Genomic DNA, 26,560 nt, shown 5'->3' with positions numbered 1-26,560 from the left:
ATCCGTCTGTCTCGAGCGAGCGTTCGCTTAGCCGTCTTCGGTATAGAACAGCAAGGTGAAGGCGGCGAGCGCCGTCAATATCGGCGGCAGCCAGGCCGCGACGACGGGCGGAACCACCTCGGCAGAGCCCATCGCGGACGAGAACTGGTTCAGGAAGAAGAAGGCGAAGCCCAGCACAACGGCCGCCACGCTCATCCTGGCCAGGTCGCCCAGCCGCATCAGGCGCAGCGAGAAGGCCGCCGCCAGAATGGACATGGCCGCGAATACGAGCGGAGTCACCAGAAGTTGCTGGAGCCGCAGCCGATAGGCGGTGGAGGCGAAGCCGGCGTTCTCGATCCGCTGGATCTGGTTCGGCAGCGACCAGAAGGGGGTCGACTGGGGACGTGCAAACCGTTCGAACGCCTCCTCGTCCGCCAGGCTGGAGAGCAGATCGAGGCTGGAATAGGTGACGGCGCGCTGACCGACGCTGGCGCCGACGGCGTCGGTCAGGCGCCAGCGACCGGCGCTGAGGGCGGCGGATCGGGCGTCGATCCGTTCCGAGAAGTCCCGATTGCCGGCCGCATCTGTCGTGTAGATGAAGAAGGTCACGTCCAGCAGGCGCGCATTGGCGCGGTCCTGGCGGCCGGCGCGGATGATCATCTGCTTCTGGTCGTCGCCTTCGCGAAGCCAGATGGCCCGATCCGATCCGGCCCCGGGCGCAGCGCCGGAGATGCGCGCGCGTTCGCGCTGCCACAAGCCGTCTCCCGCCGAGGCGAGAGGGCCGAGGACCGTCACCGTCAGCACGCCCAGCACAAAGGCCATGCCCGCGGCCGGCAGAACAAACCGCCACGCCGACACCCCTGCCGCTCGCATGGCGATGAGTTCGCTGCGGCGGTTCAGGCCGATATAGGCCGCGAGCGTGCCGAACAGGAAGACGAAGGGCAGGAGTTGCACGATGACGGAGGGCGACTTCAGGGCCACCAGGCCCATGATGCGCAGCGCCGAAAGGTCCTGGTCTGAACCTACGCCCCGAGACACCTCGACGAAGTCGATCAGCATCACCAGGGCGGCGATCACCGCAAGGGCTACGCCGAGCGAACGCAGCTGCTGGACCAGCACATAGGCCTCGATACGCCCAGGCCGGGGCGGCCGCAGGGTCGACAGGGCGCGGAGAACAGGCGTGGACAGGCTCACGCGAACCTCTCCTGGAACTGGGCCCGCAGTCGGCTGAGGATCGGCCAACGCCGCGCCCGCCTGGGCTTGAGGGCTCGGAACAGCAGCCGCATGGCCAGGATGACGGCGATGAGGGGCGCAAGATACTGCAGGACGTTCATCCATGGGTTCCAGGCGCTGGCCGCGACCAGGCCGTAGCCGGTCACCCGCACCAGCAGAAAGACGCCGGCCGCCTTGGCGATACGCAGGGCATAGCCGGAGCGGCTAAAGGCCCCGCCCATGATCGCCGCCAGGGCAAGTGCCATGGCGACGGGGGCGTAGAGCGGCGCCGAGATTCGGGCGTGCGCCTCGGCCAAGAGTTCATTTCGAGAGCCCGCGGTCTCCAGCACCCGGGGCGATGGATTGAGCAACTGGCGCAGATACAGGTCGGCCGGCTTGTAGCGAATCTGTTCCGTCACGTTCGCGAACTGGCCGAGGGGAAAATCGTAGCGGTCGAACGACAGGGTCTCCAACACGCCGCGGGACGAATATTTCTGCCATGAGCCGTCGATCATGGTCAGGACAGGCTCGTCTGCGGCGTCCCGGCCGAAACGGGCCTCGGCCGCGCTCCAGTTCTGGGCGGACTTGCCGTCCTCCAGATAGACGAACAGGTTTTTCAACAAGCCGTTCTGCTCGATCTGCTGGACATAGACCGTCAGGCCGTCCGGTCCCTGCACGAATTGGCCTTCCTCGACCAGCAGGGCCGCCAGGTCGGTGCGGATGGCGAAGGCCTGGTTTCGCGCCTCCCGCTGGGCCCAGGGCTGAGCGAACAGGGTCATGACCAGATTGAGGATCAGAATCAGAAGGGTCAGCCGGGCGAGGGGCGAAATCACCTGCCACCGGGTCATGCCTCCGGCGAAGACGGCGGTCAGCTCCTGCTCGCGTTGCATCCGAGTGAGGGCGATCAGCGCGCCCACGAACAGGCCGATCGGCAGGATCACCGCCAGGAGCTGGGGCAGGGCGAGCAGGGTCAATTTGACCATGATCCACACGCTCTGGCCGCGTTCGACGATGACTTCCAACTGATCCAGGCTCTGACTCAAAATCCCGATTCCGGCCAAGGAGCCGCAGGCCGCGACGACAGGCAGCGATATCTGGCGGAAGAGGTATTTTTGAATCAGGGTCATGGGCGGGTCGAGTTCGCCCGGTTGCAGGCGGCGATAATGAGGCGCATCTAGTAGCACATGGGGGCGCGACGGCGACAAGCCGACGCGCCGTTGTCATTTATCTTTCCTTGTAGACGCCGGGTGGGGCCTGGCTGGAGTCGCTGTATGAAGATCGAGTTCGTCGCCGCCGTAGACGCCGCCGAAATCCTCGCCGTCCCTGTTCATGAAGATTGCGTCCTTGCAGCCCTGGGGTCCGATCTGGACGCCAAGGCCGGCGGCAGCCTGTCGAAGGCGATCGCCAAGAGCCGGTTCACAGGCAAGGCTGGGCAGACGCTGAGCGTCGCCGCGCCGTCGGGCGTCAGCGCCGACACCATCCTGCTGGTCGGTGCGGGCGCGGCCGACAAGGTCGACGATCTTGCGGTCGAAGCCTTCGGCGGCGCCGCCTATGCGGCGGTGAAATTGTCGGGCGCCGAGGTCCTGACCATCGACGCGTCCAACCTGACCGCGGAACAGGCCGCCCGTGTCGGCTTCGCCGCCCGCCTGGCCGCCTATCGGTTCGACAAGTATCGGACGACTCAAAAGCCCGACAAGATCCCGTCGATCACGACGATCCGCGTCGTCACGTCAGACCTGCGCGCCGCCGAGGCCGCGCTGGAGCCGCTGTCGGCCGTCGCAGACGGCGTGATCTTCGCCCGCGACCTAGTGTCCGAGCCCGCCAACGTCCTCTATCCGGCCGAGTTCGCCAAGCGCGTCAAGGCGCTGGAAAGCCTGGGTCTTGAGGTCGAGATCCTCGGCGAGGCCGAGATGGAGAAGCTGGGCATGCGCACGCTTCTGGCCGTTGGCCAGGGCAGTCGTCGCGAGAGCCAGTTGGCGATTATGAAATGGAATGGCGGCGAGGCGGGCGGACAGCCGATCGCCTTCGTCGGCAAGGGCGTCTGCTTCGACACCGGCGGCATCTCGATCAAGCCGGCCGACGGCATGGAAGACATGAAGTGGGACATGGGCGGGGCGGCCGCCGTGACCGGAACCATGATCGCCCTCGCCGGCCGCAAGGCCAAGGTCAACGCCATCGGCGTGCTGGGCTTGGTCGAGAACATGCCGGACGGCAACGCCCAGCGTCCGGGCGACGTGGTCGTGTCGATGTCGGGTCAGACGGTCGAGGTGATCAACACCGACGCCGAGGGTCGCCTCGTTCTGGCTGACGCCCTCTGGTACACGCAGGAGCGGTTCAAGCCGAAATTCATGATCGATCTGGCCACCCTGACCGGCGCGATGATCGTGGCCCTGGGTCTGGATTACGCCGGCGTCTTCTCGAACTCGGACGAGGTCGCTGATCCGATCCTGGCCGCGTCGAAGAAGGTGGGCGAGAATTTCTGGCGCATGCCGATCCCGGCCATCTACGAACAGCACATCGATTCGAAGATCGCCGATGTGAAGAACACCGGCAACGGTCGCGCGGGCGGTTCGATCACCGCCGCCCTGTTCCTGCAACGCTTCACCAACGGCGTGCCGTGGGCGCACCTGGACATCGCCCCGACCGCCTGGGCCAACAAGAGCCCCAGCCCCACCGTGCCGGAAGGCGGCGTCGGCTTCGCCGTGCGCACGCTGGATCGCATGGTGGCCGACAGCTACGAAGCCTGACGTCCGGACGGTAGAGCCGGATGAGCGGCAAGCCCGAAATCTGGTTCTACCATCTGGAGCGTTCGACGCTGGACCAGGTGCTGCCGACCCTGCTCGAGAAGACCCTCGAGCGGGGCTGGCGCGCCCTGATCAAGTCGTCCCACGCCCATCGGCTGGACGATGTCGATGAGCGACTGTGGACCTTCCATGAGGAGAGTTTCCTGCCGCATGGCCGGGCGGATCAGCCCCATGCGGAGCGCCAGCCTGTGCTGTTGAGCGAATCGGGAGAGAACCTGAACGGCGCTCAGGCGCTGTTCATCGTCGACGACGCAGAACTGGGCGTGACGGAAGGGATCGAACGATGCTTCATCATTTTCGACGGGCGAGACGAGCCGGCGCTGCAGAATGCGCGGGCGCGATGGAAGACGCTGAAAGCCGAAGGGGCCAATCTGGCCTACTGGCGCCAGACGGACGAAGGGCGCTGGGAAAAGGCGGCCTGATCGCCCTGGTGCTGCTCGCGGGGTGTTCCACGCCCGTCGCTGAACAGCCGGCGCCTCGAACCGTGGAGCGGGCGCAACTGACACCGCCTGTCGGCAGCCGCATGCCGACCGCCCAGACGACCGACGTCTGCAAGGCTGGGGAGTTGCAATATCTGGTCGGCCGCTCGCGGAGCGAGATCCCGGTGCCCGTCGATGTGGTCAACCGACGCGTGACCTGCACCACCTGCCCGGTGACCCAAGACTTCTCGGCCTATCGGCTGAACATCTTCTACAATTCCGACACTGGCGTGATCGAACAGGTCCGCTGCGGCTGACCGCGCCCCAAGGAGAGACGAGCATGAAGACCACCCTTATCCTGAGTTCACTGATGGCCGGCGGGCTGGCTCTGTCGGCGTGCGCGCCGACGGATACGCCCGTGATAAGGACGCCGGGCGACGACGCCGCCTTCAAGGCCTGCAAGGTCGAGGATTATCAGGCCTATGTCGGCCGGAACCGCTCGACCGTTCCGAGCGCGCCGGAAGGTCAGACCTTCCGGGTCCTGTGCACGAGCTGCGCGGCGACGATGGACTATCGTGAGAACCGGGTGAACTTCGTCTATGACGAGGCGTCCGGCGTGATCCAGCAGGTCAAGTGCGGCTGAGGCCTCAGCGGCCGGCCGTATCGCCGGGCCACAGTGGCGCGCTGAATCTCTTCGCCAGATAGTCCATAACGGCCGTGACCCGCGCCGGGCGCGGTCCGCTGCTGGGCGCGACCAGGTGCAGGGCGATGGGGGGCAGGCGCCAGTCGGTCATCACCGTCTCCAGCTTTCCTGCGGCGACGTCCTTCCAATAGATGAAGTCCGGCTGGGGGAAGACCCCCAGGCCGGCGCAAAGGGATGCGGTCAGGGCATCGGAGTTGTTGGCCCGCAGCGGACCGCGCGGCCGCACCACCACCTCATCGCCCGCATCATTGATGAAGCGCCAGGCGTCTGGCGTCGGCATATAGGCGTAGCTGAGGCACGCGTGCCGTTCCAGGTCGTCCGGATGGGTCGGTCGGCCACGCTGGGCCAGATAGTCGGGCGAGGCCACGAGGAAACGCTCGACCGGGCGCAGGCGCCGCGCGGTCAGGGACGAGTCGGGCAGGGCCGCGATACGCAAGGCGCAGTCGAAGCCGCCGCCGACCAGGTCGATCACCTCGTCCGACAGGTGCAGATCGATGGAGACGTCTGGGTGGGTGGCCAGAAACTCGGGCAGGGCAGGGGCCACATATGCCATGCCGAAGGACATGGGGGCGGCCAGCCGCACCAGGCCGCGCGGCGTCACTGACATGTCCAGCGCTTCAGACACCGCGCCCTCGGCCTCGGCCAGCATCAGGCCCGCGCGCGCCGCCAGGGTCCGGCCCGCGTCGGTCAGGGCGAAGCGGCGCGAGGTGCGGTGGAGCAGGGTGGTCTTCAACTGCTGTTCCAGCCGCGTCACCGCCTTGGACACGGTCGCCTTGGACAGGGCCAAGGCGTCGGCGGCCCCGGAGAAGGACTGGGCTTCCGCCACCTTGGCGAAGATGGCCATGGCCTCGAGGTCGGGCAGGCGGGACATGGCGGGCTCCGCATTGGAAACGATGAGTTTCAGGGGTTTCTATTTCTGTTCGGTCGCCGATCTCTATCTTGGCGTCAAGTCAATGACGCCGGGACGGCCCGGCCTGAGGATAGACCGATGATCGAGCGTAGACCGTTTGAATCGCTGGGCGGCGACAACCATGGCTGGTTGAACGCCAAGCACCACTTCTCCTTCGCCAACTATTATGATCCCAAGCGGATGAGCTGGGGCAATCTGCGGGTCTGGAACGACGACGAGATCGCCGCCGGAACCGGCTTCCCGCCGCACCCGCATTCGGACATGGAGATCATCACCTATGTCCGCGACGGGGCCATCACCCACGAGGACAGCCTGGGCAACAAGGGCCGCACCGTGGCCGGCGACGTCCAGGTGATGAGCGCAGGCACCGGCATCCGTCACGCCGAATACAACGCCGAGCCGGAGCTGACCCGGATCTTCCAGATCTGGATCGAGCCGACCAAGCGCGGCGAGGCGCCCAGCTGGGGTTCCAAGCCCTTCCCCAAGGGCGAGCGCTCGGGTCAGTTCGTTGTCCTGGCCTCGGGCTTTGAGGGCGACACGGATGCTCTGCCGATCCGCACCGATGCGCGGATCGTGGCGGCGACCCTGAACGCCGGCGACAGCGCCGACTATGCCCTGGGATCGAGCCGGCGCGCCTATCTGGTGCCGGCCAAGGGCGAGATCGAGGTTAACGGCGTTCGTCTGAACGCCCGCGACGGCGCCGCCATCGCCCAGGAGGATGTGGTGAGGGTCAAGGCGATCTCGGACGCCGAGATCGTGCTTGTCGACGCCGCCTGATCGACAGGGCCGAGATTTTAGGATCAACCTGTCCGACCGAACAGGGTTCGGTCGGACGACCCGCCTGATGCGGGGCAGTCCCCAATCGGGGAGGAGACCATCAGATGTTCAATCAACTTGAAGCCTCGTCACCGCATTTTCGCGCGGTGCTTCGTATCGTCGCCGGCGTGCTGTTCCTGGCGCACGGCGTCGTGAAACTGTTCGGATTCCCGGAAGGCGCCCAGCCGGGCCAGGTCGAGATCCTGTCGCTGTTCGGGATCGGCGCCATCCTGGAGCTGGTGGGCGGCTCGCTGCTGGTGCTCGGGGCTTTCACCCGTCCGGTCGCCTTCATCCTGGCCGGTGAAATGGCGGTGGCCTATTGGATGTTCCACGCCCCCTCCAGCCCCTATCCGGCGGTGAACGGCGGCGATGCGGCCATCCTGTTCTGTTTCATCTTCCTGTATCTGCTCGCCGCCGGCGCCGGTTCGTGGAGCGTGGACGGCCGACTGCGCGCCAAGCCCTAGTCAGACCTCTGACGACGCCAGCCGGAAGACGCAGACACGAAACAATCGCCAGGGCTCCAAGCCCTGGCGAACGTCGTGATGATCCAGGTTGAGCGGCTGGGTTACAGGCCGGCCGCCCAGTCCGTCGCCCGGATGAGGCTGTCGACGATGCCGGGTTCCGAAGAGGCGTGGCCGGCGTCGCCGACGATGTCCAGCTTCGCCTCGGGCCAGGCGCGGTGCAGGGCCCAGGCGCTGGCGATGGGCGTGACCACGTCGAACCGACCCTGGGCGATCCAGCAGGGAATGTGACGCATCCGGTCGACCTTGTTCAACAGCCAGCCGTCCTCCGGGAAGAAGCCCGCATTGGTGAAGAACCAGTTCTCGATGCGGGCGAAGGCGAGGGCGAACTCGGGCTCGGCGAACTTCTCGGGCCTGGCGTTGGGGCCTTCGACGCTGACCGTTTCGCCCTCCCAGCTGGACCAGGCGACCGCACAGGTTTCCCGTTCCGCGACATTGTCGCCGATCAGCCGCTTGTAGTAGGCGGCCATCAGGTCGCCTCGCTCGGCCTGGGGTATCGGAGCGACGAACCTCTCCCAGGCGTCGGGGAAGATCATCGAGGCGCCCTCCTGGTAGAACCAGTGGAGTTCCTTCTTCGTCAGCAGGAAGATGCCGCGGAGAACCAGGGCCAGGACCCGTTCGGGATGGGTGACAGCGTAGGCCATCGAGAGGGTCGAGCCCCACGAGCCGCCGAACACGACCCATTTGTCGACCCCGCAACGCTCGCGCAGGCGTTCGATGTCTTCGATCAGGCTCCAGGTCGTATTGTTCTCAAGGGAGGCGTTGGGCCGTGATTTGCCGCAGCCGCGCTGGTCGAACATGATGATGCGGTACTGGGCGGGATCGAAATAGCGACGCATCCCGGGATTCACGGCGCCGCCGGGCCCGCCATGGAGAACCAGGACAGGTCGTCCCTGGGGATTGCCGCTCTCCTCATAGTAGATTTCATGCACGTCGTCGGTGGTCATCCAGCCCGAGGCGAACGGCTCGATTTCGGGATAGAGTTCGCGACGCGGCTCGACGGGCGTGGGGAAGGCCATGCTTCGAGGTCTTTCTACGAGGCTACGGGGCCTAAGCTTGGCCGTACTGGAGATTACAAACGCAATGCCGCAAAGGCCACACAAAGCCAACCGGTGATCATCATAAGTCCACCGATGGGAGCGACGGCCCCCATGACGGACAGGCCCGCAAGGCCGACCAGCGCCAGGGCGAGACTGAAGACCAGCCCGCCCGAGGCCGCCAGCCAGCCGGCGATCCGCGCCAGCCTTCCGCCGCCGCTCCAAAGCGCGCAGGCGAGGGCCAGGACGGCGTGGACGAGTTGGTAATGGGCGCCCGTGGACAGCAAGGTCTTTACCTGGGGCCCGGCTCCGTGCGCCGCGAAGGCGCCGAGCAAGACGGCCAGACCGCCGTTCAGCGCGGCGAAGAGGATCAGATTGCGACTCACTGTCATGGACTCACCCTAGCCTCTAGGCGGCTGCGCCGAAATCTCTCGCCATCGGGATCAGGCTCGAATTTTGGGGCTGTTTCTGTCCGCTTTCCTGCCGAGCCGCTAAGGGCCGAGCTTGTTTGATAGGAGCCGGGTGGAGAAGCGCGGAAATCTGCTATGGCGGCGCATGGGATTCGGCTCGAAGACACGCACAGGGTTTCACTACGCCCTGATGTTCGCCGGAACCGGCGTCAGCCTGCCGTACGCTGGCCTGTGGATGATGGCGCAGGGGCTCAGCGGGGCGGAAATCGGGGTTCTGCTGGCCGCGCCCATGCTGGGTCGACTGGTCACGGGTCCGGCCATCGCGATCTGGGCCGACGGATTTCGCTACAGGCGCACGCCGATCGCGCTTCTCGCCGCGTTGGCCGCCCTTGCGTACGGGACGGCCGGTCTGGCTGATGGATTTGTCGCCTGGGCGATCTGCTGGTTCATCGCGGCAAGTGGCGCGGCGGCGATCATTCCCCTGACCGACGTCCTGACCTTGAGATTGGCGCGGCGCGAGGGGTTCTCCTTTGCTGTTCCGCGCGGCTTCGGCTCTGCGGCCTTTGTCGTCGCCAATATCGGCATGGGCTTCATTCTGCGGGCCGCCGGGGCCGAGGCGATGATCGTCGGCGTGACCCTGGCCTGTGTCGGCGTGGCCTTGGTGGCGTGGCGCGTTCTGCCCCCTGAGCCGGTACGCGACGGAGCGCCGCTGGCCGGATGGGCGCGATTCCAGGGATTGGGACGGTTGTTGAAGGACCCGGTTCTGGTGGCGGCCTTGCTGGCCGTCGGCGCGGTCCAGGCGACCCATGCCTTCTATTACGGCTTTTCCGCCATTCTTTGGCGGGAGCAGGGAATAGAAGCTCATCTGACGGGGACCTTGTGGGCGTTCGCCGTGGTGGCGGAGATCGGCCTGATGTGGATCGTCGATCCCTGGCGGCGGCGTCGCGGCATCGGCCCGTGGCCCATTCTGACCCTCTCGGCGGGGGCGGCGGTGCTGCGGTGGGGCCTGATGGCCGCAACTCCGCCTTTGTGGGCCCTCTGGCCTCTGCAGACCCTGCACGCCTTCAGTTTCGCCGCCAACTATCTGGCGGGCGTGGAACTGATCGAACGACTGGCGCCTCGCGACAGCCAGACGGCCGCTCAAACCTTGAGCTCGACCCTCTCGGCCGGCGTGTTGATCGGCGCGGCGACCCTCGCCAGCGGGCCGTTGTACGACGTCTTCGGCGCCGGCGGGTATCTGGCCATGGCGGTGCTGGCCGGCCTGGGACTGATCGCCATCCTGGCCCTGAAGCCCTTGCTGCTCGCGCGAATCTAGACTGGACTAGATCCCCCTGGGCAGCAGAGCCATTTGTCCGGCCATGACGGCGGCTGCGGCCTTGACGCCCTTTTTCACGGTGTTCTCGTCGGCGGGGTCCGGAACGCGCAACAGACCCACAGCCGGCGTGTGCGGACCATCGACGAGGTCGACGAGGATTCGGTAGAGCAGATAGGAGCCGATATCGTCTTCCGCCTTGGACGAGGCTTCGGCGGCGATGCCGGCGGCCGCAAGGGCGCGGACGATGTCGGCGACCGGGGCGGTGGTCCGGGCGATCCCCGGTCCCGTGGGCGACAGACGTTCCTTGCCGTGCAGGGTGCGATTTTCGGCCCTCATCTGCAGCCGGAACCCCTCGGACTTGGGCGACCGGCCCACCAGCAGCACCGCCCGACAGTCGCCGCTTCTCAAATGCTCGCCCACGATATGGACAAGGCGATCGGGATCTCCGGCGTCGATGGGCACAGTGCGCGCGCCGGGCGGGCTCCAGACTTCGCCGGAGAGGTCCTCGACCATGTCCCATCCCGGCTCCGCGTCATAGGCGCAGATGGCGATGCCGGGGCGGCGGTCGGGCCGTGCGGCGGCGGCGATGTCGTTGGCCATTCTGGCGTATCCCTACCCAACGCGTGACGCTTTCGTGACTGCGGCAGGTGGCTCGAACTTGGGTCTGACGTCAAGCCTCAACCGAGGTCGCCGACCGCCGCGTCGAGCAGCATGAAGGCGCGCCCGCCGTCGGAGGCGAGACGGTTCTGAACGGCTGCGGCGTCGCCGGCGCGCGCATAGGTCGCCAGATCCGCGCCGAAGACAACGACATAGCGTTCCGCGTCAGCCCGAAGCTCCGGGTCGCTGAGCACCCGACGCGAGACGCTGCGCACCGCAGCCGGCGCCACCCGGCGAACGATGCGTCGCGCGCCGTCGGCGTCGCCGCCGCCGAGCAGGCGAGCGGCCTCTTCGACGCGCGACCGGGGCAGAAGCGCATTGGGATCCACGCCCATTCGCCGGATGGCTGCAGCGACCCGATCCGACAAGGCGGCGGTTTCGGCGGCGTCGGCGTCCGCCCGGTTCAGGTCGAGCGGCGCTTCCTCCTGTCCGCCGGAAACCAGATCGCTCCAGTCAAGGCCCGCGTCAGCGGCGGGGGCGGGGGCGGGGGCAGCGCGCGTCGATTCCGTCGGCGCGAGACGGAGCCGGCCCCTCAGGCCAAAGCTCCTGTCGGAACTCTTGTCCTGCGTCTCCCCCTCGGCCGTCGCGCCGCGTGAGGGCCGGAACCGTTCCGGCTCGGGCGCAGGCTCGCGATGGCGACTGGCCGGCGCGTCGCCGGACACCACGCCCATCAGGCGAACGGCCTCGGTCAACATGTCGTAGTTGCGGCGCACCCGTTCCTGGAAGCCGACGTCCAGAGCCTCGGTGTCCTCTGCGGCCTTGCGCGAGGCCGCCGCGAGCGAGGCCAAGCCTTCCTCGACGCTGGCGCGCACAGCGTCGACACGGGCGCGGGCCTCTTGCGGCAGACGGGCCGCACGGTCGTCCACGTCGGCCACGGCGGTGTCGATCTCGGACAAGGCCGAGTTCAGGCGATCGACCAGGCTCTCCAGTTTCTGAACCATCCGCTCGCCGGCCTGGTCGACCAGGCCCGAGGTTTCGCCCACGATCCGGCGGGCGTCCTCGATGCGGGCGTCCGCGGCCTGATCGGCCTTCTGGGCCGCCTCGAACAGGGCCTCGCCCAGCCGATCGGCGCGCAGTCGCGCCTGTTCGGCGGCGTCCGCAGCGGCGGCGCGGGAATCCTCGGCCGTGGCGCGCATCTGCTCGAGCGCCCGGCGGGTTTCTTCCATCAGGGTGTCGCGGGCGTCGGCGGCGAGGGCTTCGAACCGGTCCAGCGAAACCTTGGTGGCGGCGTCGAAGCCGTCGGCCTCGCGTTGGGACATGTCGACCAGGGCCCGGAACTGATCGCCGGCGGCCTCGAGTATCTCGCGCAGGCTCTCGATCGAGGTCTTGGAGGTTCGGCCCATCTCGTCGTGCGCCGTCCGAGTAGCCGACAGATTTTCAAGGAACTGGGCGCGCTGGCTTTCGACCTGGGCGGAAAAGTCCTCCTGATCGGTGCGCAGGGCGTAGGCGGCGGTGACCAAGGCGGCCCTTTGCTGGCTGAGCCCTTCCTCGACCGACTGGATCTGTTCGGCGACGCCGGAGCCGGCGTTCTCGAGGCGGATGGTCTGACGGGCGAGATCGTCGGCGGCGACGCGCGCCGCGTCCTGAGCCTCCCCGGCGGCGGCGGCCAGGTCGGCGGCGCGGGCCGCAAGCGCAGCCTCGGCTTCGCGCAACTGGGCCTGGGCCAGGTCCGAAGCGTCCGCCACCATGCGGGACTGGCGCTCGACCGCATCGATCACGCCGGCCGCCTGACCATCCAGATGGACGCCAAGGGTCTGCATCTGCTCGCGTTCGCGCGCGAGGTTTTCGCTCAGACGGCGTGCGGTGCGGCCGGCGTTTTCCGCAGCCTCGTTCAACCGATTGGTCTCTTCCACCAGGGCTTGGCGCAGCAGCGCCATGTCGTTGCGGGCGCGTTCGGCCGCAAGGGCGGCGTGATCGATATCGGCGCGCAGCGAATGTAGCACCTCGCCCGTCTGCTGGGCGGCCAGGGCCGTGGGAGCGACCAGAGCTTCGGCCAGGTCCCTGGCGCGCCGGGTCTCGAACGCCAGGCCGGCCCCCTGTCGCACCGCATGGGCCAGCATGACGGCCAGACCCGCCGGCGCCAGGGCGATAAGGCCATAGATCGCGAGACGAAGCGCATCCAGATCCGCACCGCTGGAGCCGAACTCGTAGGCCGCCCAGGACGCCACGCCGCCGATCCAGAGGGTCGAGGCCAGGGCGGCGATCAGATAGGCGGTGCGTCCGCCCGCCGCCGCCGAGGCCCGGGCCGAGACGGTGGAGCGCAGCATCGGCGGCCAGGAATTCTCGAAGGCCGCCGGCGGCTGGCCGGCGGCGACGGCCATTTCGAACGAGGCGGACGACTCCGGCGTCGGCTCGGCGGCGATCTCGGGCGCAACGTCTTCAACGGGCGCGGCGGCCTGAACGGGGCCTGGGGCGGGGCGAGGGCTTGGGGCTGGTTCCGCAGCGCGGGCCTGGGCCAGACGCGCTTCTTCGGCCAGCCGCCGCCGTCGACGCTCCGACATCGGGCGTTCCGGCGGGGGGGCGGGCAGGGGCTCAAGTTCGGTCTGAACCTCCGCTTCAGCCTCCATCCGGACATCCGCCTTCGCCTCGGCCGGCGCTTCGGTCTCAGTCTCGGGCGTGGCGTCGTCAGGCGTCTCAGCGGGCGGGACGGCCTCGTCATTCGTCAGCTTAAGCGGCGGCCGGTTACGGGATTTCATCAGGCGTCGAGCTCGATTCATGCGCGTGGCGCACGAGGGCGCGCCGATTCGACCCTAGCGGCTTGAAACCCAAGGTCCAAGTCGTACAGACCCGACAGACGTGGACTGTTCTCGTTCAGCAGTCGCGCTTGGTTTCAGAAGCGAGGGGCGTGACCGGTTCCGGGCTGCAATCGGCCACCCGGTGGACTTCGCGTTCGGCAGGGCGAGGCGAATGTATGTCGACCCCGAACTGAGACAGAACGGCGGCGGCCAGCAATGCGATGAAGCCAGCGATCAATTCGACCAGCGCCTGCATCGTCGGCGTCTCCCACAGCCCCCATGGCCGATGACTTTATGCGCCTGTTTGGCGAACGTCACAATCCCGCAGCGTAAAGATTGACCGGGCGTGGCGCGCGTGGAACGGAGAAGGCGAAGGCTCTCCATCGCGGTGTCATGCGAATCGGGCAGGCAGGCTGAATGACCCACGACGGCGACAGCTACGACGGCAGTCTGCTGACCCCGGGAGCGGGCGTCTGGCGTAGCGAGATCGCGCACCGCTTCTCGATCCTTATGGAAAACGAAGCCTATTTCGACGCCCTGTCCTCGGCTCTGCACAAGGCCGAACGGTCGATCGTCATTCTGGGTTGGCAGTTCGATCCCCGCACCCACCTGGATCCGGAGACCCGGCCCGGCGACCGCCAGCACGAAATCGGCCACCAGCTGCGGATGCTGGTGAAGCGGAAACCCGATCTCGACATCCGTCTCCTGATCTGGAAGTCGCCGCTGCTGATCGCCGCCTCCCAGGGCTTTTATCCGCACAGGGCGCAGCGCTGGTTCCGCAAGCGGATGGTCGAGTTCCGCATGGACTCGCCGGGGCCGATCGGCGCCTGTCACCACCAGAAGGTGATCGTGATCGACGACCGGGTCGCATTCTGCGGCGGCGGCGACATCTCGACCGACCGTTGGGATTCCGTCGACCACCTCGACCAGGACCCGCGCCGGACCCTGCCGAGCGGCGTCATCTGCAAGGCCCGGCACGAAGTGATGAGCGTGATGGACGGCCCCGCCGCTCGAGCCCTAGGAGACCTAGCCCGGGAGCGCTGGTTCAAGGCCACCTGGGAACGCACGGTCCCGGACGAGGTCGACAACGACCCTTGGCCGGACGGCGTGGCGACGCAGATGACCGAGGTTCCTGTCGGCATCGCCCGCACTGAGCCCAAATGGGGCGGCCGTCACGAGGTGCGCGAGAACGAGGTCCTTCATCTGGAAGCGATCAGGGCGGCGAAAAAGCTGATCTATTTCGAGAACCAGTATTTTACGTCGCCCCTCATCGCCGCCGCCCTGGCGGAGCGGCTGGCCGAGGTGGATGGACCGGAAGTGGTGGTGATCTCGACCGGCCAAAGCCCAAGCTGGTTCGACAGCATGACCATGGACACGGCCCGCGCCGAAGTCCTCTACCGGCTGGAACAGGCGGACAGGTACAATCGCTTCTTCGCTTTCGCGCCGCTGACGGAGGGCGGCGACCGGATCATCGTCCATGCCAAGGTGTCCATCATTGACGACCGGTTGCTGCGGATCGGCTCCTCGAACCTGAACAACCGGTCGATGGGGCTGGACACCGAGTGCGACATCGCCGCAGAGCCGATCGACGACGCGGGCCGCAAGGTGATCGTCAATCATCGCCATCGCTCCATCGGCCACTGGATCGGCGTGCCCGCTGAGGATTTCGCGGCGGTCGAGGCGGTCCTAGGGTCCACCGGAGCCGCGATCTGCAGTTTCGACAGCGCGCGACTGAAGCCCCTGGGGTCCGAACCGCCGACGCGGATTCAACGCCTGTTCGCCGAATGGCAGTTCGGCGATCCCACCTCCTCGTCCGACGCCTGGCGGCCGTGGAAGCGATTGAACCGGTCACATCGCACACGCCCCGCGTCTGAGGGCGGCCAGGCCCCGGGCTAGACGCCGGGTTCGGCGACGCCTGGCTGGATCAGCTCGAAGTCGATGATCAGCGGCAGGTGGTCGGACGCCACGCGGGCCAGGGGGGAGAAGGCGGACCGGACGGCGGTGATGCGGATTTCCGGACTGACGAAACAGTGATCGATGCGGATCGCGGGGAAGCCTGAAGGGAAGGTCTTGACCGACGGCTTCAGCTTCAGTCGCCGTTGGCAGTCGTCCAGCTTGCGCGCCAGGGTCTGATAGGTGCGGGTGATCGAGGTGGCGTTGAAGTCGCCCGCCAGCATTGTCGGTCCGCGACAGCCGCCCAGCCAGCCGGTCCCCGCCAGAGCCGCCGCCTGAAGCCGCTGCTCGCGCGGCACCAGCCCCAGGTGGGTGTTCAGCACATTGACGGCGACGCCGTCGATCTCGACCTCGGACCAGATGGCGCCGCGCGGCTCGAGCCCTGGGATGCCCCGCACCGTCGGCAGGGAGTCGGCGCGGATCAGTTTTTCGGGATGCGGCGTCAGGATGGCGTCGCCGTACAGCTCGGCCTCCACCCGCATGGCGGGGTGGAAACGCGAGGTCATCGACAGCCCCTCTGCGATGGCCTCGGCCTGGTCGACCTTGCCGGTGCGCGCCCGGCCGACGTCCAACTCCTGAAGGCACACAATATCCGGCTCGTGCTCGCCGATCACGGCTACGATGCGATCGACGTCCAGTCGTTTGTCCGTGCCGACGCAGCGATGAACATTATAGGTCAGTAGGCGGGGCATGGCTTCGCGAGGCAGGTCCGAACTTGAGCGAGGGCTAGGCCTTTTGGGCGTCGATTGCGACCCCCATGCGACGGTCACAGCAGGATCAGGTGATCCGGCAGCTCATTGGGATTGTCGGATCGGGGTGGGAAATGGGCCGCGAGAACCTGGCCGCATTTTCCTATCGCCGCTTCAAGCCCGGCGACCGGTCGTCCCTTCCTTAAACCGCGGGTCAGGGCCGCGACCGCATCGGCCCAGACCGCCTCTTCGACCCTTGCATGGATGGACTCGTCGGCGATCAACTCCACCTGATGCTCCGCCAGGGCGGCGAAGATCAGCACGCCGGTCCGTTCTCGGGTAGTATGGACGCCCTGGGCCAGAAACTGCTGGAGCGCGGCCTGGCGGACCCTGGCGCGGCGCAGGCTGCGGGGCGTGACCCAGCGTAGGATCGGCGGTATACGGGTCACCAGGAAAACCCCAACGAAAAGCACGGCCTGAAGCAGGGCGTAGAGACCGAGCGCCTGGCCGACGCTGATCGCCTCGGCCGAGGCGTGCGCGGCTTCCCAGCCGTCATCCGCCCTCCAGACCAGATCAAGACCCAGCGGAATCAATATCAGGGGCGTCAGCAGGGCTGCGACCGCCGCCCAGGCGAGGCTGACGTCGACATAGGCGGAGACGCTGCGCGACAGGACGCAGAAGATTTCGCCGGAGGTCTGGCGCTCGGCGGTCGCTATGGCCTGGGCGACCCGCGTCCGGTCGTCATCGGTAAATCGCATCACCATCCCCCCGACGCCCCGCCGCCGCCGAAGCCACCGCCCCCAAAGCCGCCGCCGCCCTTGAAGCCGCCGCCACGGCTGGAGTTTCGCAGGGCCTCTGAGGCGGCCCAGATCAGGATCGGCGTCACGCCGTCTCGCCGATGACGTCGTCCGCGCCCCGAAGACCCGACTGCAGCCATGAACAGGACGAAGAAGAAAAAGAGCAGGCCCAGGATGATGATTATGGCGGGCGCGATCGGCGCGGCGCCATCCTGCGGCTGGTCGGCTGCGGCCGCGCGAACCTGGGCTTCCGCCGGATCGAGCTCCAGTTGCGCGATCAAGGCGTCCACGCCCCGGACGACGCCGGTCTGATAGTCGCCGTCGCGAAAGGCCGGCAGGATCTCGGTGCGGATGATCTGGGACGAGAAGGCGTCGGTCAGAATCGGCTCCAGCCCGTAGCCCACCTCGATCCTCACCTTTCGCTCGGTCGGGGCGACGATCAGCAGGACGCCGTTGTCGCCCTCTTTCTGGCCGATGCCCCAGGCGCGACCCAGCTGATAGCCATAATCCTCGATCTCCTGGTCCTGCAGGCTCGAGACGGTCACCACCACGAGCTGATCGCTGGACCGGGCCTCAAGCGCGGCCAGCTTCCCGGTCAGATCCTGTTCCGTCGCGGGATCCAGCAGATTCGCCTGGTCCACCACCCGACCGGTCAGGGTCGGAAAGTCCAGCCGGCCTTGCGCCGCCACCGGCAGGGCGAGCGTCGCGGCCGCCAGCAAGGCGATCAGGACCGCGAGAACGCCCGACGACCGCCGTGTCCGAACGGGGAAGAGGGTCACCGGGCGGGCGGGGCGGAGCCCGGCGTCACCGCGGCCGCATTACCGCCCGGCGCGGCGGGCGAGGCTCCGCCCAGATCGAAGTTCACCTGCGGCGCGCTCTGGGCCTCAGCCGTGGCGGTGAACAGTTGCATCGGCTGCGAGCCGCCGTGCACCGTCTTGGCCCAGATGACGTTCGGGAAGGTGCGCAGGGTGGTGTTGTAGTCGCGCACGGCTTCGTTGTAGTCGCGGCGAGCGATGGTGATCCGGTTCTCGGTGCCTTCCAACTGCGACTGCAGCGTGAGGAAATTCTGGTTGGCCTGAAGCTGAGGATAGGCTTCGACCGAGACCAGCAGGCGTGACAGGGCGCCGGAGAGTTGGCCCTGGGCCTGCTGGTACTGCTGGAAGGCCTGAGGGTTGTTCAGATCTTCGGCGGAGACATTGACCGAGGTGGCGCGAGCGCGGGCGTTGATCACATCCGTCAGGGTGGTGCGTTCCTGGATCGCCGCGCCCTGGACCGTGGCGACCAGATTTGGCACCAGGTCGGCGCGCCTTTGATACTGGCTCTGGACATCGGCCCAGGCTGCCTCGGCCCGCTCCTGTTTGGTCGGGATCGTATTATAGCCGCATCCGGCGATGGCCGGGGTGAGCGCGAGGGCTGCGGTGAGAGCCAGAGCGCGAACGTTGAAGCGAGCCATGGATTTTCCCCTGTCGGCGATCCGCCGGTGCGGCGACTATCGCCTCACGACGGCAACGCTTCAAGCGTCCAATGGCTCCGGCTCCGTTCCAATCGATCGACAGGCCGCCGAATAGGTGTTGGCCAACAGGCAGGCGATGGTCATGGGGCCGACGCCGCCCGGCACCGGCGTGATCCGCCCGGCGACCTCGACGGCCTCTTTGAAGGCCACGTCGCCGACGACGCGAGTTCTGCCTTCCGCCGCCTTGACCGGATCGGCAGAGGGGACGCGATTGATGCCGACATCGATCACGGTCGCGCCCGGCTTGATCCAGTCGCCCTTGATCATCTCGGGCCGGCCGACGGCGGCGACCAGGATGTCGGCCGTGCGGCACAGGGCGGCCAGGTCTCGGGTCTTGGAATGGGCGATGGTGACGGTGCAGCTCTCGCCCAGCAGCAGCTGCGCCATCGGCTTGCCGACGATGTTGGACCGACCGACGATGACAGCGTTCAGCCCCGTGAGGTCGCCCAGTTGATCCTTGAGCAACATCAGACTGCCCAGCGGCGTACAGGGAACCAGGCCCGGCAGGCCGACGGCCAGCCGCCCGGCGTTGACGACATGGAAGCCGTCGACATCCTTGTCGGGATCGATGGCGTCCAGCACCACCGACGAATCGATATGCTTGGGCAGCGGCAGCTGAACCAGTATGCCGTGGATGCCGGGGTCCTGGTTCAGTTGGGCGATCAGGGCCAGCAACTCATCCTGAGACGTGGTCTCAGCCAGGCGATGGGTGTCGGACCTCATGCCCGCTCGCACCGTCGTCTCGCCCTTGTTGCGGACGTAGATCTGGCTGGCGGGGTCCTCGCCCACGATGACCACGGCCAGTCCCGGCTTCACGCCTTGTGCGGCCTCCAGACGCGCGGCGGCGGCGGCGACGCGGTCCACCAGAGCGGTCGAAAAGGCTTTTCCGTCGATCAGGGTCGCGCGGTTTGGCTCGGCCGACATGGAGGACTCCGGGGGCGGTGAATAAAGGGAAGGCGCGATTTACAGCCGTCGCGGTTCGGCGTCTATGATGCGCAGCAGACTCCCGGAGATCCTCATGAAGACCTCGCCCTTCGTCGCCGTCAGCGCGCTCGCTATCCTGTGGGCCGCCTCGCCGGCCCAGGCTCAGAACGCGCAGACCCTGAGAGTCGGCGCCTCGGTGGACGGGGCCCTGACAGAGGGGGACGCCGCCGTGACCGGCGAGGAGGGCTACCGCTATGACGACTACCGGTTCCAGACCCGCGCGGGCCAGAGGCTGGAAGCCATTCTGCGCTCCAGTGCGTTCGACGCCTATCTGTCGGTCTACGCCGAGGGCTCCGACGTCCCCCTGGCTGAGGACGATGACGGGCTGGACGAGGGCACGAACGCCCGGCTGCGCTTCACGCCCGAGACACCTGGAACCTATGTGCTGCGCGCGCGCACCCTGTCGGGGCCGGATGGCGGCGACTACAACCTGTCCCTGCGCGAACGGCCGACGCCGCCCCGGACGCCGCGTCCATCCCCCCTTCGTCTGGGCGGGCAGCAGAGGGGGGAACTGACCGACCGCGACCCGGAGGACGCGGACGGCGGGCGCTACGACGCCTATAGCTTCCGTGCGGCTGCAGATCAGAGGCTGGTCGTCACCCTGGACTCCGACGCCTTCGACCCGCTGGTGCGGATCGGCCGCATGGACGGCCCCGATTTCGTCGAGCTCGCCCAGAACGACGACGGCCCCGACGACGGGTTGAATTCTCGGCTGGTGTTCACGGTCCCGGCGGCCGGCGATTATGTGATCCGCGCCACAGCGCTGGAGGATGGGCGAGGATCTTACAGCCTGGGCCTCGCGGAGGCGCCGCCCGCGCCGCCCGCCACGCCCCTGGCCATCGGCGACAGCGTCGACGGCGTTTTGGGGGACGACACGGGTATCAACGACGAGGGCCAGCGCGCAGCCTTTTACCAGTTCACCGCCGAGGCCGGTCAAAGGGTTGCGATCGAACTTTCATCCAAGGATTTCGACGCCTATCTGACGCTGCGCGGGGCCGTGGACAACAGCATCCTGGCTCAGGACGACGACGGCGCCGGCACGGGCACCGACTCGCGGATCGCCCAGACGCTGGAAGCGGCCGGCGACTATATCGTCGAGGCTCGCGCCCTCAGCGGCGACGGCGAGGGGCGGTTCGTCCTGAAATTGACCGAAGTCGCGCCGCCGCCGCCGCCGACCGTCGCGGTGTTCGGTCAGACGAGCGAAGGCGAGCTCACGGTCGAGGATCCCCAGGCGGACGATGGCAAACATTATGACGCCTATGTCTTCACCGGTTCGGAGGGGCAGCGCATCCAGGCGATCCTCCGCTCCGGCGATTTCGACGCCTATCTGGAAATCGGATCGGCCGACGGCGAATACGAAGCCCTGGCCAGCGACGACGACGGACTAGCTGAAGGCACAGACGCGCGACTGAACTTCACCCTGCCCGCGTCGGGCGACTATGTTCTGCGCGCCTTGCCCTTGTCCGCCGAGGAAAAGGGGCTCTATGCGTTGGAGTTGATCGACCGCGGTCCCGAGCCCAGGCCGGGCAGTATCCTGGTCGGCGCCACGGCGCGGGGAACCTTGAGTTCGACCGATCTGCTGACTGACGACGGGGCCTATTTTGACGCCTACCGGTTCCAGGCGAAGAAGGACGAGAAGCTGAGGATTACCCTGGTTTCCAATGTCTTCGACGCCTTTCTTGACCTCGGCGAGGATGGCGAGGATTTCGACAGTCTCGTCAGCGACGACGACAGCCTGTCCGACACCCACGCCAAGCTGGATTGGACCGCGCCTCACGACGGTTGGTACGTCGTTCGCGCCGGCGCCTATGGTCCGAACGAAACCGGCGCCTACGCCCTGGCCGTCGAACGTCAGCCCTGACCGCCCCATCGGGGCCACGATACCCTCCTAATCCAGCCTGATGAGCGACCCCCTCCTGTCCGGCCGTAAGGATCAGCACCTGGATGTGGTGCTGTCCGGGCGCGGCCGTCATGCCCGCGACGCGGGGTTCGATTCGATCCGTTTCGTGCACGAGGCCTTGCCGGACCTGGATCACGACAAGATCGACCTGGGCGCCGACTTCCTGGGCCGCCGACTGAAGGCGCCCCTGCTGATCAGCGCCATGACCGGGGGGCCGGCGCGCGCAGAAGCCGTCAACGCCCGTCTGGCTGAGGCGGCCCAGCACCTCGGCATCGCCTTCGCCGTGGGATCGCAACGCACGGCCATGGAGCACGCCGCCGCAGCCGGACTGGACCTGGATCTGCGTCGGCGCGCCCCGGACACCCCGATCCTGGCGAACATCGGCGCGGCCCAGTTGACGCGGGGGTTCGGGCTGGACGAAGCCCGTCGTGCGGTCGAGATGATCAGCGCCGACGCCGTCGTCATCCATCTCAACCCGCTCCAGGAAGCCTGCCAGCCCGAGGGCGATCGGGACTGGTGGGGCGTCGGCGCGGCGCTGGAGGCGCTGATCCGCAAGATGGAGGTTCCGGTCGTGGTCAAGGAGACCGGGGCCGGCCTGTCGGGGCCCACGGCGCGGCGGCTGATCGACATGGGGGCCGCCGCGGTTGATGTCGCCGGCGCGGGCGGATCCAACTGGGCCCTGATCGAGGGCGAACGCGCCGCCGATCCGGCCGACAAGGCGCACGCCGCAGTCTTCGCCGACTGGGGGATTCCGACCGCTCGCGCCATTTTCGATGTGCGGCGGGCCTGCCCTGACGCCGTGGTGATCGGATCCGGAGGTATTCGGAACGGCCTGGACGTCGCCCGCGCCATCCGCCTCGGCGCCGACATCGTCGGACAGGCCGCCGGGGTGCTGGAGGCGGCGACCCTGTCGACCGAGGCGGTCGTCGCGCATTTCCAGGGCCTTGTAAGACAACTCAGAACAGCGTGTTTCTGCACCAATTCCGGGAACTTGGCCGCGCTTCGCGGTGCACCGCTTCAGGCGATCGACTGATCTGGACGCACGCACGCAGGCCGGGCGGAGTCGGACAAGTCCATAAAGTCACCGGGAGGGCAGAAGCTCGCCCGCGAAATCCCGGTAACGCCCAGCCCGGACCCCATCGGTCGCCCGGGCGATGTCGGGCGCGAAATAATGGTCGCTGGCATAGGGGGCCGCCGCCTCACGAACGATGGCGAAGACCTGCTCCAACAGCGGCGAACTGGTCAGAGGGCGATGAAACTCCAGGCCCTGGGCGGCCGCCAGGAGTTCGATGCCGACTACGGTCGCCGCATTCTCCGCCATGTCGAGCAGGCGGCGCGCGCCATGGGTGGCCATGGAGACATGATCCTCCTGGTTGGCGCTGGTGGGGACGGTGTCGACGCTGCACGGATGGGCCACCATCCGGTTCTCGGCGATCAGGGCCGCCGCCGTGACCTGGGCGATCATGAAGCCCGAGTTCAACCCGCTCTCCCGGACCAGGAAGGCCGGCAGGTCGCTCATCTTCGGATCGACCAGGATCGCCGTGCGCCGTTCGGAGATATTGCCGATCTCGCACAGGGCCATCGCGATCTGATCGGCCGCAAAAGCAACGGGTTCCGCATGGAAGTTTCCGCCGGACATGACATCGCCGTCCTCGATGAAGACAAGCGGATTGTCGGTGACGGCGTTGGCCTCGCGCGCGAGAGTCGCCGCGGCCGTCCTCAACAGGTCGAGCACTGCGCCCATGACCTGGGGCTGGCAGCGCAGGGAATAGGGATCCTGCACCTTGGCGCAGTCGTCGCGGTGGCTGTCCCGGATGGCGGATCCGGCCATCAGCGCCCGCAGCCGCGCCGCGACATCGATCTGGCCCGGCTGGCCGCGCAGGGCGTGGATGCGCGGGTCGAACGGCGCGTCCGATCCCTTCAAGGCGTCGACCGACAGAGCGCCGGCGGCGATTCCCGCAGCAAAGACCGCCTCGGCCGCAAACAGTCCGGCCAAAGCCAGGGCGGTCGAACACTGGGTTCCGTTCAGAAGGGCCAAACCCTCCTTTGGTCCAAGGGTCAGGGGCGAGAGTCCGACCTTCGCCAGGGCCGCCTCGGCCTCCAGAGTCTCGCCGTTCAGACGCGCCTCGCCGACGCCGATCAGGACGCAGCTCATATGGGCCAGGGGCGCGAGGTCGCCCGAGGCGCCGACCGATCCCTTGGACGGTATACAGGGCAGGACGTCGGCGTCGACCAGGGCGATAAGGGCCTCCAGCGTCTCACGGCGGATACCGGAGGCTCCGCGCGACAGACTGGCGATCTTGAGCACCATCAACAGGCGGACGACGGCGTCGGGCAGCAGGGGGCCGACGCCGCAGGCGTGGCTGAGCACCAGGTTCCGCTGCAGCGTCTCCAGATCCTCGGGGGCGATGGAGGTGTTGGCCAGAAGGCCGAAGCCGGTGTTGACGCCATAGACGGTGCGGCCCTCGGCTACGATGGCGGCGATGGTCGCGGCGCCCTTCTCGACATTCGCCCAGGCGGCCGGGGCGAGCGAGACGGTCACGGCACCGTCCAGCACAGTGCGAAGCTGCGCCAGGGCGAGGGGGGATTGGCCGAGGGTCAGGGTCGTCATGTCAGGCCTTCAGACTGGGAAGATTCAGAGACTGGGAAGATTCAGGCCATGCTCGTGCGCGGCGGCCCGGGCGATGTCATAGCCGGCGTCGGCATGACGCATGACGCCGGTCGCGGGATCGTTCCACAGCACCCGCTCCAGCCGTCCGGCGGCCTCCGGCGTGCCGTCGGCGACGATGACCACGCCGGAATGCTGGGAATAGCCCATGCCCACCCCGCCGCCGTGGTGCAGCGACACCCAGCTGGCGCCCGAGGCTGTGTTCAACAGGGCGTTCAGCAGGGGCCAGTCGGACACGGCGTCCGAACCGTCCATCATGGCCTCGGTCTCGCGGTTCGGACTGGCGACCGAACCGCTGTCCAGGTGATCGCGGCCGATGACGATGGGGCCGGACAACTCGCCCGACGCCACCATGGCGTTGAACATCAGGCCGGCGCGGTGGCGATCACCCAATCCAATCCAGCAGATACGGGCCGGAAGTCCTTGGAATGCGATACGATCACCTGCCATGTCGAGCCAGCGGTGCAGGCCTGGATTGTCGGGGAACAGGCGTTTCATCGCCGCGTCGGTCTTGCGGATGTCCTCCGGATCGCCGGTCAGGGCCGCCCAGCGGAACGGGCCAATGCCGCGGCAGAACAGGGGGCGGATATAGGCAGGCACGAAGCCGGGGAAGTCGAAGGCGTTCGCCACCCCGTCGTCGAAGGCCACCTGGCGAATATTGTTGCCGTAGTCGACGACGGGAACGCCCGCCGACTGGAAGTCCAGCATGGCCGTGACATGGGCGACGATGGAGGCGCGGGCGGCTGCGGCGACCGAGGCCGGATCGCTGACGCGCCGATCCTCCCATTCTGCGACGGTCCAGCCCGACGGCAGATAGCCGTTGACCAGATCGTGGGCGCTGGTCTGATCGGTGACCAGATCAGGGCGAATGCCGCGGCGGACCATTTCCGGAAGAACATCCGCCGCATTGCCCAGAAGTCCGACAGATATAGGTTTTTTGGTTTTTCGCGCGCCGTCGATCAGGGCCAGGGCCTCGTCCAGACTCTCGGCCATGACGTCGAGGTAGCGGGTTTTCAGCCGCATCTCGATCCGGCTGCGCTGACATTCGATCGCCAGACAGGAGGCTCCCGCCATGGTCGCCGCCAGGGTCTGGGCCCCGCCCATGCCGCCCAGGCCGGCGGTCAGGATCCATTTGCCTGACCAGTCGCCGCCATGGTGCTGGCGACCCGCCTCCATGAAGGTTTCGTAGGTGCCTTGAACAATCCCCTGGGTGCCAATGTAGATCCATGACCCGGCGGTCATTTGCCCGTACATCATCAGACCTTTACGGTCGAGTTCTGAGAAATGCTCCCAGGTCGCCCATTTCGGGACCAGGTTCGAATTGGCGATCAGGACCCGCGGGGCGTCCGCGTGGGTGCGGAAGACGCCAACAGGCTTGCCGGACTGGATCAACAGGGTCTCGTCCGCCTCCAGGGCCTTCAAGGTCTCCACGATCCGGTCGAAAGCGGGCCAGTCTCGCGCCGCCTTGCCGATCCCGCCATAGACCACCAGGTCCTGCGGCCGCTCCGCCACCTCGGGGTCGAGATTGTTCATCAGCATCCGCATGGCCGCCTCGGCGGCCCAGGTCTTGGCGGTCCTGTCCGGTCCGCGCGGGCTGCGGACGATCCGGGCGTTGGGCGTGTTCATCTCGGGCTCTCGGCGGGCGATCAGCGGACGGTCTGGGCGAAGGCGAGGCAGGCGGCCAGAACGCGGCGCAGATGACGGCGCATCTCCTCGGCGCGTTGCGGCTCGTAGGGGCTGGGCCAGTTGTCGGGCGACACCGGCCCCACGGGGTCGAGCATATAGCCCCGGTCCGCCAGCTCCATCTGGATGGCGTGGACGCCAGCGGCCGGCCGACCATAGCGGCGGGTGGTCCATCCGCCCTTGAACCGGCCATTGACGACCAGGCTGGACCCGCTGGCCGCGCAGGCGTCCTGGACCACCCGGGTCAGGTCCGCCGCACAGGTCGCGCCGTCATTGTCGCCGATGTTGAACTGCGGCAGTTCGCCGTCGAACAGTCGCGGCACGACCGAGCGGATTGAATGGGCGTCGTAGAGGACGACCGGCCCCTGAAGGCGCAGACGGTCGATCTGGGCCTCGAGCGCCGCATGATAGGGATCGAACCAGGCCGCGCGACGCTCCGCGATCTCGGCGTCGTGGGGCGCCTGGCCGGGACGATAAAGGGGTTCGCCGTCGAAGGTCTCGGTCGGGCACAGGCCCGTCGTCGTCATGCCGGGATAGAGAGAGGCGCCGGACGGGTCCCGGTTTACATCGATCACGCTGCGCGAAACGGCCGTGCGGACCATGGTCGCCTCCATTTCCGCGGCGAAATCATACAGCCGATCCACCCACCAGTCGGCGTCCTTGCGGGCCAGCCAGGGCGAGGTCATCCGCGCCTCGATGGCGGCGGGAATATCGGTCCCCGTGTGCGGCAGGCCGATCACCAGCGGCGCCGACCCCTCGTGGACGGTCAGCCAGTCGTTGGTCATCTCGGCCTCCCTCGCCAAATCGATCTGTCGTGGTATGTCTAGACATATTGATCGCAACGAGACGGACCTG

At 67.4% G+C, this 26,560-nt stretch carries 26 protein-coding genes; 10 read left to right on the top strand and 16 right to left on the bottom strand.

Annotation, left to right across the window (positions count from 1 at the left end):
* Positions 1-27 precede the first annotated feature (27 nt).
* The gene (lptG, locus tag ACVPT3_RS08670; protein WP_492043730.1) at positions 28-1,173 is read right to left on the bottom strand and encodes an LPS export ABC transporter permease LptG; all 1,146 of its coding nucleotides are present in this window, start codon (positions 1,171-1,173) and stop codon (positions 28-30) included.
* Positions 1,170-2,318: an LptF/LptG family permease gene (locus tag ACVPT3_RS08665; protein ID WP_492043729.1), complete on the bottom strand. Its 1,149-nt coding sequence runs from the start codon at positions 2,316-2,318 to the stop codon at positions 1,170-1,172. The genes lptG and ACVPT3_RS08665 overlap by 4 nt, the downstream gene beginning before the upstream one ends.
* Positions 2,319-2,462: 144 nt before the next feature.
* Between ACVPT3_RS08665 and ACVPT3_RS08660 the strand changes: the two genes are divergently transcribed.
* The 4 genes from ACVPT3_RS08660 to ACVPT3_RS08645 all read left to right on the top strand — a co-directional run bounded on the left by ACVPT3_RS08660 (position 2,463) and on the right by ACVPT3_RS08645 (position 5,057).
* A complete protein-coding gene (locus ACVPT3_RS08660; protein WP_492043728.1) occupies positions 2,463-3,938 on the top strand; it encodes a leucyl aminopeptidase in 1,476 nt (491 codons plus the stop codon).
* Positions 3,939-3,958: 20 nt separating this feature from the next.
* Complete coding sequence (locus tag ACVPT3_RS08655) at positions 3,959-4,417, top strand: DNA polymerase III subunit chi (protein ID WP_492043727.1); 459 nt, start codon at positions 3,959-3,961, stop codon at positions 4,415-4,417.
* A gap of 101 nt (positions 4,418-4,518) precedes the next feature.
* Positions 4,519-4,731, top strand: coding sequence for a hypothetical protein (locus tag ACVPT3_RS08650; protein ID WP_492043726.1), 213 nt, complete (start codon positions 4,519-4,521; stop codon positions 4,729-4,731).
* A gap of 23 nt (positions 4,732-4,754) precedes the next feature.
* Positions 4,755-5,057: a hemolysin gene (locus tag ACVPT3_RS08645; protein WP_492043725.1), complete on the top strand. Its 303-nt coding sequence runs from the start codon at positions 4,755-4,757 to the stop codon at positions 5,055-5,057.
* Positions 5,058-5,061: 4 nt separating this feature from the next.
* Here ACVPT3_RS08645 and ACVPT3_RS08640 read toward each other — a convergent pair whose 3' ends face one another.
* Complete coding sequence (locus tag ACVPT3_RS08640; RefSeq protein WP_492043724.1) at positions 5,062-5,988, bottom strand: LysR family transcriptional regulator; 927 nt, start codon at positions 5,986-5,988, stop codon at positions 5,062-5,064.
* Between the two features lie 117 nt (positions 5,989-6,105).
* Between ACVPT3_RS08640 and ACVPT3_RS08635 the strand changes: the two genes are divergently transcribed.
* The gene (locus ACVPT3_RS08635) at positions 6,106-6,804 is read left to right on the top strand and encodes a pirin family protein (RefSeq protein ID WP_492043723.1); all 699 of its coding nucleotides are present in this window, start codon (positions 6,106-6,108) and stop codon (positions 6,802-6,804) included.
* Positions 6,805-6,908: 104 nt separating this feature from the next.
* Positions 6,909-7,307 carry a DoxX family protein gene (locus tag ACVPT3_RS08630; protein WP_492043722.1) on the top strand — a complete coding sequence of 133 codons (399 nt, stop codon included), beginning with the start codon at positions 6,909-6,911 and terminating at the stop codon, positions 7,305-7,307.
* 101 nt (positions 7,308-7,408) lie between these two features.
* On the opposite strand, the gene pip is transcribed toward ACVPT3_RS08630, so the two are convergent.
* Together pip and ACVPT3_RS08620 are read right to left on the bottom strand one after the other, a co-directional pair.
* Complete coding sequence (gene pip, locus ACVPT3_RS08625) at positions 7,409-8,383, bottom strand: prolyl aminopeptidase (RefSeq protein ID WP_492043721.1); 975 nt, start codon at positions 8,381-8,383, stop codon at positions 7,409-7,411.
* Positions 8,384-8,436: 53 nt separating this feature from the next.
* Positions 8,437-8,793, bottom strand: a complete 357-nt coding sequence (locus tag ACVPT3_RS08620; protein WP_492043720.1) for a DUF423 domain-containing protein — start codon at positions 8,791-8,793, stop codon at positions 8,437-8,439.
* Positions 8,794-8,956: 163 nt separating this feature from the next.
* Between ACVPT3_RS08620 and ACVPT3_RS08615 the strand changes: the two genes are divergently transcribed.
* On the top strand, positions 8,957-10,126 hold the full coding sequence (locus tag ACVPT3_RS08615) for an MFS transporter (RefSeq protein WP_492043719.1): 1,170 nt from the start codon (positions 8,957-8,959) through the stop codon (positions 10,124-10,126).
* 6 nt (positions 10,127-10,132) lie between these two features.
* Here ACVPT3_RS08615 and ACVPT3_RS08610 read toward each other — a convergent pair whose 3' ends face one another.
* From ACVPT3_RS08610 to ACVPT3_RS08600, 3 genes are all read right to left on the bottom strand, one after another.
* Positions 10,133-10,726 (bottom strand): hypothetical protein, encoded by a 594-nt coding sequence (locus ACVPT3_RS08610; protein WP_492043718.1) that lies wholly within the window; start codon positions 10,724-10,726, stop codon positions 10,133-10,135.
* Positions 10,727-10,803: 77 nt separating this feature from the next.
* A complete protein-coding gene (locus ACVPT3_RS08605) occupies positions 10,804-13,479 on the bottom strand; it encodes a coiled-coil domain-containing protein (protein ID WP_492043717.1) in 2,676 nt (891 codons plus the stop codon).
* A gap of 115 nt (positions 13,480-13,594) precedes the next feature.
* On the bottom strand, positions 13,595-13,774 hold the full coding sequence (locus ACVPT3_RS08600) for a hypothetical protein (RefSeq protein ID WP_492043716.1): 180 nt from the start codon (positions 13,772-13,774) through the stop codon (positions 13,595-13,597).
* Between the two features lie 161 nt (positions 13,775-13,935).
* Here ACVPT3_RS08600 and ACVPT3_RS08595 point away from each other — a divergent pair, with 161 nt between their 5' ends.
* Positions 13,936-15,414, top strand: a complete 1,479-nt coding sequence (locus ACVPT3_RS08595; RefSeq protein ID WP_492043715.1) for a phospholipase D-like domain-containing protein — start codon at positions 13,936-13,938, stop codon at positions 15,412-15,414.
* Here the strand turns inward: ACVPT3_RS08595 and ACVPT3_RS08590 are convergent.
* The 5 genes from ACVPT3_RS08590 to folD all read right to left on the bottom strand — a co-directional run bounded on the left by ACVPT3_RS08590 (position 15,411) and on the right by folD (position 19,394).
* Complete coding sequence (locus ACVPT3_RS08590; RefSeq protein ID WP_492043714.1) at positions 15,411-16,163, bottom strand: endonuclease/exonuclease/phosphatase family protein; 753 nt, start codon at positions 16,161-16,163, stop codon at positions 15,411-15,413. The two genes, ACVPT3_RS08595 and ACVPT3_RS08590, sit on opposite strands and share 4 nt — an antisense overlap.
* A 74-nt stretch (positions 16,164-16,237) precedes the next feature.
* Entirely contained in the window at positions 16,238-16,918 is a 681-nt protein-coding gene (locus tag ACVPT3_RS08585; protein ID WP_492043713.1) for a TPM domain-containing protein, read from the bottom strand.
* Positions 16,918-17,736 carry a TPM domain-containing protein gene (locus ACVPT3_RS08580; RefSeq protein WP_492043712.1) on the bottom strand — a complete coding sequence of 273 codons (819 nt, stop codon included), beginning with the start codon at positions 17,734-17,736 and terminating at the stop codon, positions 16,918-16,920. Before ACVPT3_RS08580 ends, ACVPT3_RS08585 begins: the two co-directional genes overlap by 1 nt.
* The gene (locus tag ACVPT3_RS08575; RefSeq protein WP_492043711.1) at positions 17,733-18,410 is read right to left on the bottom strand and encodes a LemA family protein; all 678 of its coding nucleotides are present in this window, start codon (positions 18,408-18,410) and stop codon (positions 17,733-17,735) included. The genes ACVPT3_RS08580 and ACVPT3_RS08575 overlap by 4 nt, the downstream gene beginning before the upstream one ends.
* A 60-nt stretch (positions 18,411-18,470) precedes the next feature.
* On the bottom strand, positions 18,471-19,394 hold the full coding sequence (gene folD, locus ACVPT3_RS08570; RefSeq protein ID WP_492043710.1) for a bifunctional methylenetetrahydrofolate dehydrogenase/methenyltetrahydrofolate cyclohydrolase FolD: 924 nt from the start codon (positions 19,392-19,394) through the stop codon (positions 18,471-18,473).
* Positions 19,395-19,488: 94 nt separating this feature from the next.
* On the opposite strand from folD, the gene ACVPT3_RS08565 reads away from it, so the two are divergent.
* Complete coding sequence (locus ACVPT3_RS08565) at positions 19,489-21,315, top strand: PPC domain-containing protein (RefSeq protein WP_492043709.1); 1,827 nt, start codon at positions 19,489-19,491, stop codon at positions 21,313-21,315.
* Positions 21,316-21,355: 40 nt separating this feature from the next.
* The gene (fni, locus tag ACVPT3_RS08560; RefSeq protein ID WP_492043708.1) at positions 21,356-22,387 is read left to right on the top strand and encodes a type 2 isopentenyl-diphosphate Delta-isomerase; all 1,032 of its coding nucleotides are present in this window, start codon (positions 21,356-21,358) and stop codon (positions 22,385-22,387) included.
* 48 nt (positions 22,388-22,435) lie between these two features.
* Here fni and hutH read toward each other — a convergent pair whose 3' ends face one another.
* From hutH to hutG, 3 genes are read right to left on the bottom strand one after another with little or no spacing between them, the layout of a single operon-like run.
* Positions 22,436-23,965 carry a histidine ammonia-lyase gene (gene hutH / locus ACVPT3_RS08555; protein WP_492043707.1) on the bottom strand — a complete coding sequence of 510 codons (1,530 nt, stop codon included), beginning with the start codon at positions 23,963-23,965 and terminating at the stop codon, positions 22,436-22,438.
* Positions 23,966-23,989: 24 nt separating this feature from the next.
* Positions 23,990-25,648 carry a urocanate hydratase gene (gene hutU, locus ACVPT3_RS08550; protein ID WP_492043706.1) on the bottom strand — a complete coding sequence of 553 codons (1,659 nt, stop codon included), beginning with the start codon at positions 25,646-25,648 and terminating at the stop codon, positions 23,990-23,992.
* Positions 25,649-25,668: 20 nt separating this feature from the next.
* Positions 25,669-26,490: an N-formylglutamate deformylase gene (gene hutG / locus ACVPT3_RS08545; RefSeq protein WP_492043705.1), complete on the bottom strand. Its 822-nt coding sequence runs from the start codon at positions 26,488-26,490 to the stop codon at positions 25,669-25,671.
* Positions 26,491-26,560: the final 70 nt, after the last annotated feature.

The sequence above is a fragment of the Brevundimonas sp. FV1ps31S genome, assembly GCF_058681265.1.
This window is presented reverse-complemented; position numbering and strand designations above follow the sequence as displayed.

Excerpts from the sequence above, each read along its gene's own strand:
- ACVPT3_RS08665 (WP_492043729.1), bottom strand. The coding sequence starts at position 2,318 with ATGACCCTGATTCAAAAATACCTCTTCCGCCAGATATCGCTGCCTGTC.
- ACVPT3_RS08660 (WP_492043728.1), top strand. The coding sequence starts at position 2,463 with ATGAAGATCGAGTTCGTCGCCGCCGTAGACGCCGCCGAAATCCTCGCC.
- ACVPT3_RS08655 (WP_492043727.1), top strand. The coding sequence starts at position 3,959 with ATGAGCGGCAAGCCCGAAATCTGGTTCTACCATCTGGAGCGTTCGACG.
- ACVPT3_RS08650 (WP_492043726.1), top strand. The coding sequence starts at position 4,519 with ATGCCGACCGCCCAGACGACCGACGTCTGCAAGGCTGGGGAGTTGCAA.
- ACVPT3_RS08645 (WP_492043725.1), top strand. The coding sequence starts at position 4,755 with ATGAAGACCACCCTTATCCTGAGTTCACTGATGGCCGGCGGGCTGGCT.
- ACVPT3_RS08640 (WP_492043724.1), bottom strand. The coding sequence starts at position 5,988 with ATGTCCCGCCTGCCCGACCTCGAGGCCATGGCCATCTTCGCCAAGGTG.
- ACVPT3_RS08635 (WP_492043723.1), top strand. The coding sequence starts at position 6,106 with ATGATCGAGCGTAGACCGTTTGAATCGCTGGGCGGCGACAACCATGGC.
- ACVPT3_RS08630 (WP_492043722.1), top strand. The coding sequence starts at position 6,909 with ATGTTCAATCAACTTGAAGCCTCGTCACCGCATTTTCGCGCGGTGCTT.
- pip (WP_492043721.1), bottom strand. The coding sequence starts at position 8,383 with ATGGCCTTCCCCACGCCCGTCGAGCCGCGTCGCGAACTCTATCCCGAA.
- ACVPT3_RS08620 (WP_492043720.1), bottom strand. The coding sequence starts at position 8,793 with ATGACAGTGAGTCGCAATCTGATCCTCTTCGCCGCGCTGAACGGCGGT.
- ACVPT3_RS08615 (WP_492043719.1), top strand. The coding sequence starts at position 8,957 with ATGGGATTCGGCTCGAAGACACGCACAGGGTTTCACTACGCCCTGATG.
- ACVPT3_RS08610 (WP_492043718.1), bottom strand. The coding sequence starts at position 10,726 with ATGGCCAACGACATCGCCGCCGCCGCACGGCCCGACCGCCGCCCCGGC.
- ACVPT3_RS08605 (WP_492043717.1), bottom strand. The coding sequence starts at position 13,479 with ATGAAATCCCGTAACCGGCCGCCGCTTAAGCTGACGAATGACGAGGCC.
- ACVPT3_RS08600 (WP_492043716.1), bottom strand. The coding sequence starts at position 13,774 with ATGCAGGCGCTGGTCGAATTGATCGCTGGCTTCATCGCATTGCTGGCC.
- ACVPT3_RS08595 (WP_492043715.1), top strand. The coding sequence starts at position 13,936 with ATGACCCACGACGGCGACAGCTACGACGGCAGTCTGCTGACCCCGGGA.
- ACVPT3_RS08590 (WP_492043714.1), bottom strand. The coding sequence starts at position 16,163 with ATGCCCCGCCTACTGACCTATAATGTTCATCGCTGCGTCGGCACGGAC.
- ACVPT3_RS08585 (WP_492043713.1), bottom strand. The coding sequence starts at position 16,918 with ATGCGATTTACCGATGACGACCGGACGCGGGTCGCCCAGGCCATAGCG.
- ACVPT3_RS08575 (WP_492043711.1), bottom strand. The coding sequence starts at position 18,410 with ATGGCTCGCTTCAACGTTCGCGCTCTGGCTCTCACCGCAGCCCTCGCG.
- folD (WP_492043710.1), bottom strand. The coding sequence starts at position 19,394 with ATGTCGGCCGAGCCAAACCGCGCGACCCTGATCGACGGAAAAGCCTTT.
- ACVPT3_RS08565 (WP_492043709.1), top strand. The coding sequence starts at position 19,489 with ATGAAGACCTCGCCCTTCGTCGCCGTCAGCGCGCTCGCTATCCTGTGG.
- fni (WP_492043708.1), top strand. The coding sequence starts at position 21,356 with ATGAGCGACCCCCTCCTGTCCGGCCGTAAGGATCAGCACCTGGATGTG.
- hutH (WP_492043707.1), bottom strand. The coding sequence starts at position 23,965 with ATGACGACCCTGACCCTCGGCCAATCCCCCCTCGCCCTGGCGCAGCTT.
- hutU (WP_492043706.1), bottom strand. The coding sequence starts at position 25,648 with ATGAACACGCCCAACGCCCGGATCGTCCGCAGCCCGCGCGGACCGGAC.
- hutG (WP_492043705.1), bottom strand. The coding sequence starts at position 26,490 with ATGACCAACGACTGGCTGACCGTCCACGAGGGGTCGGCGCCGCTGGTG.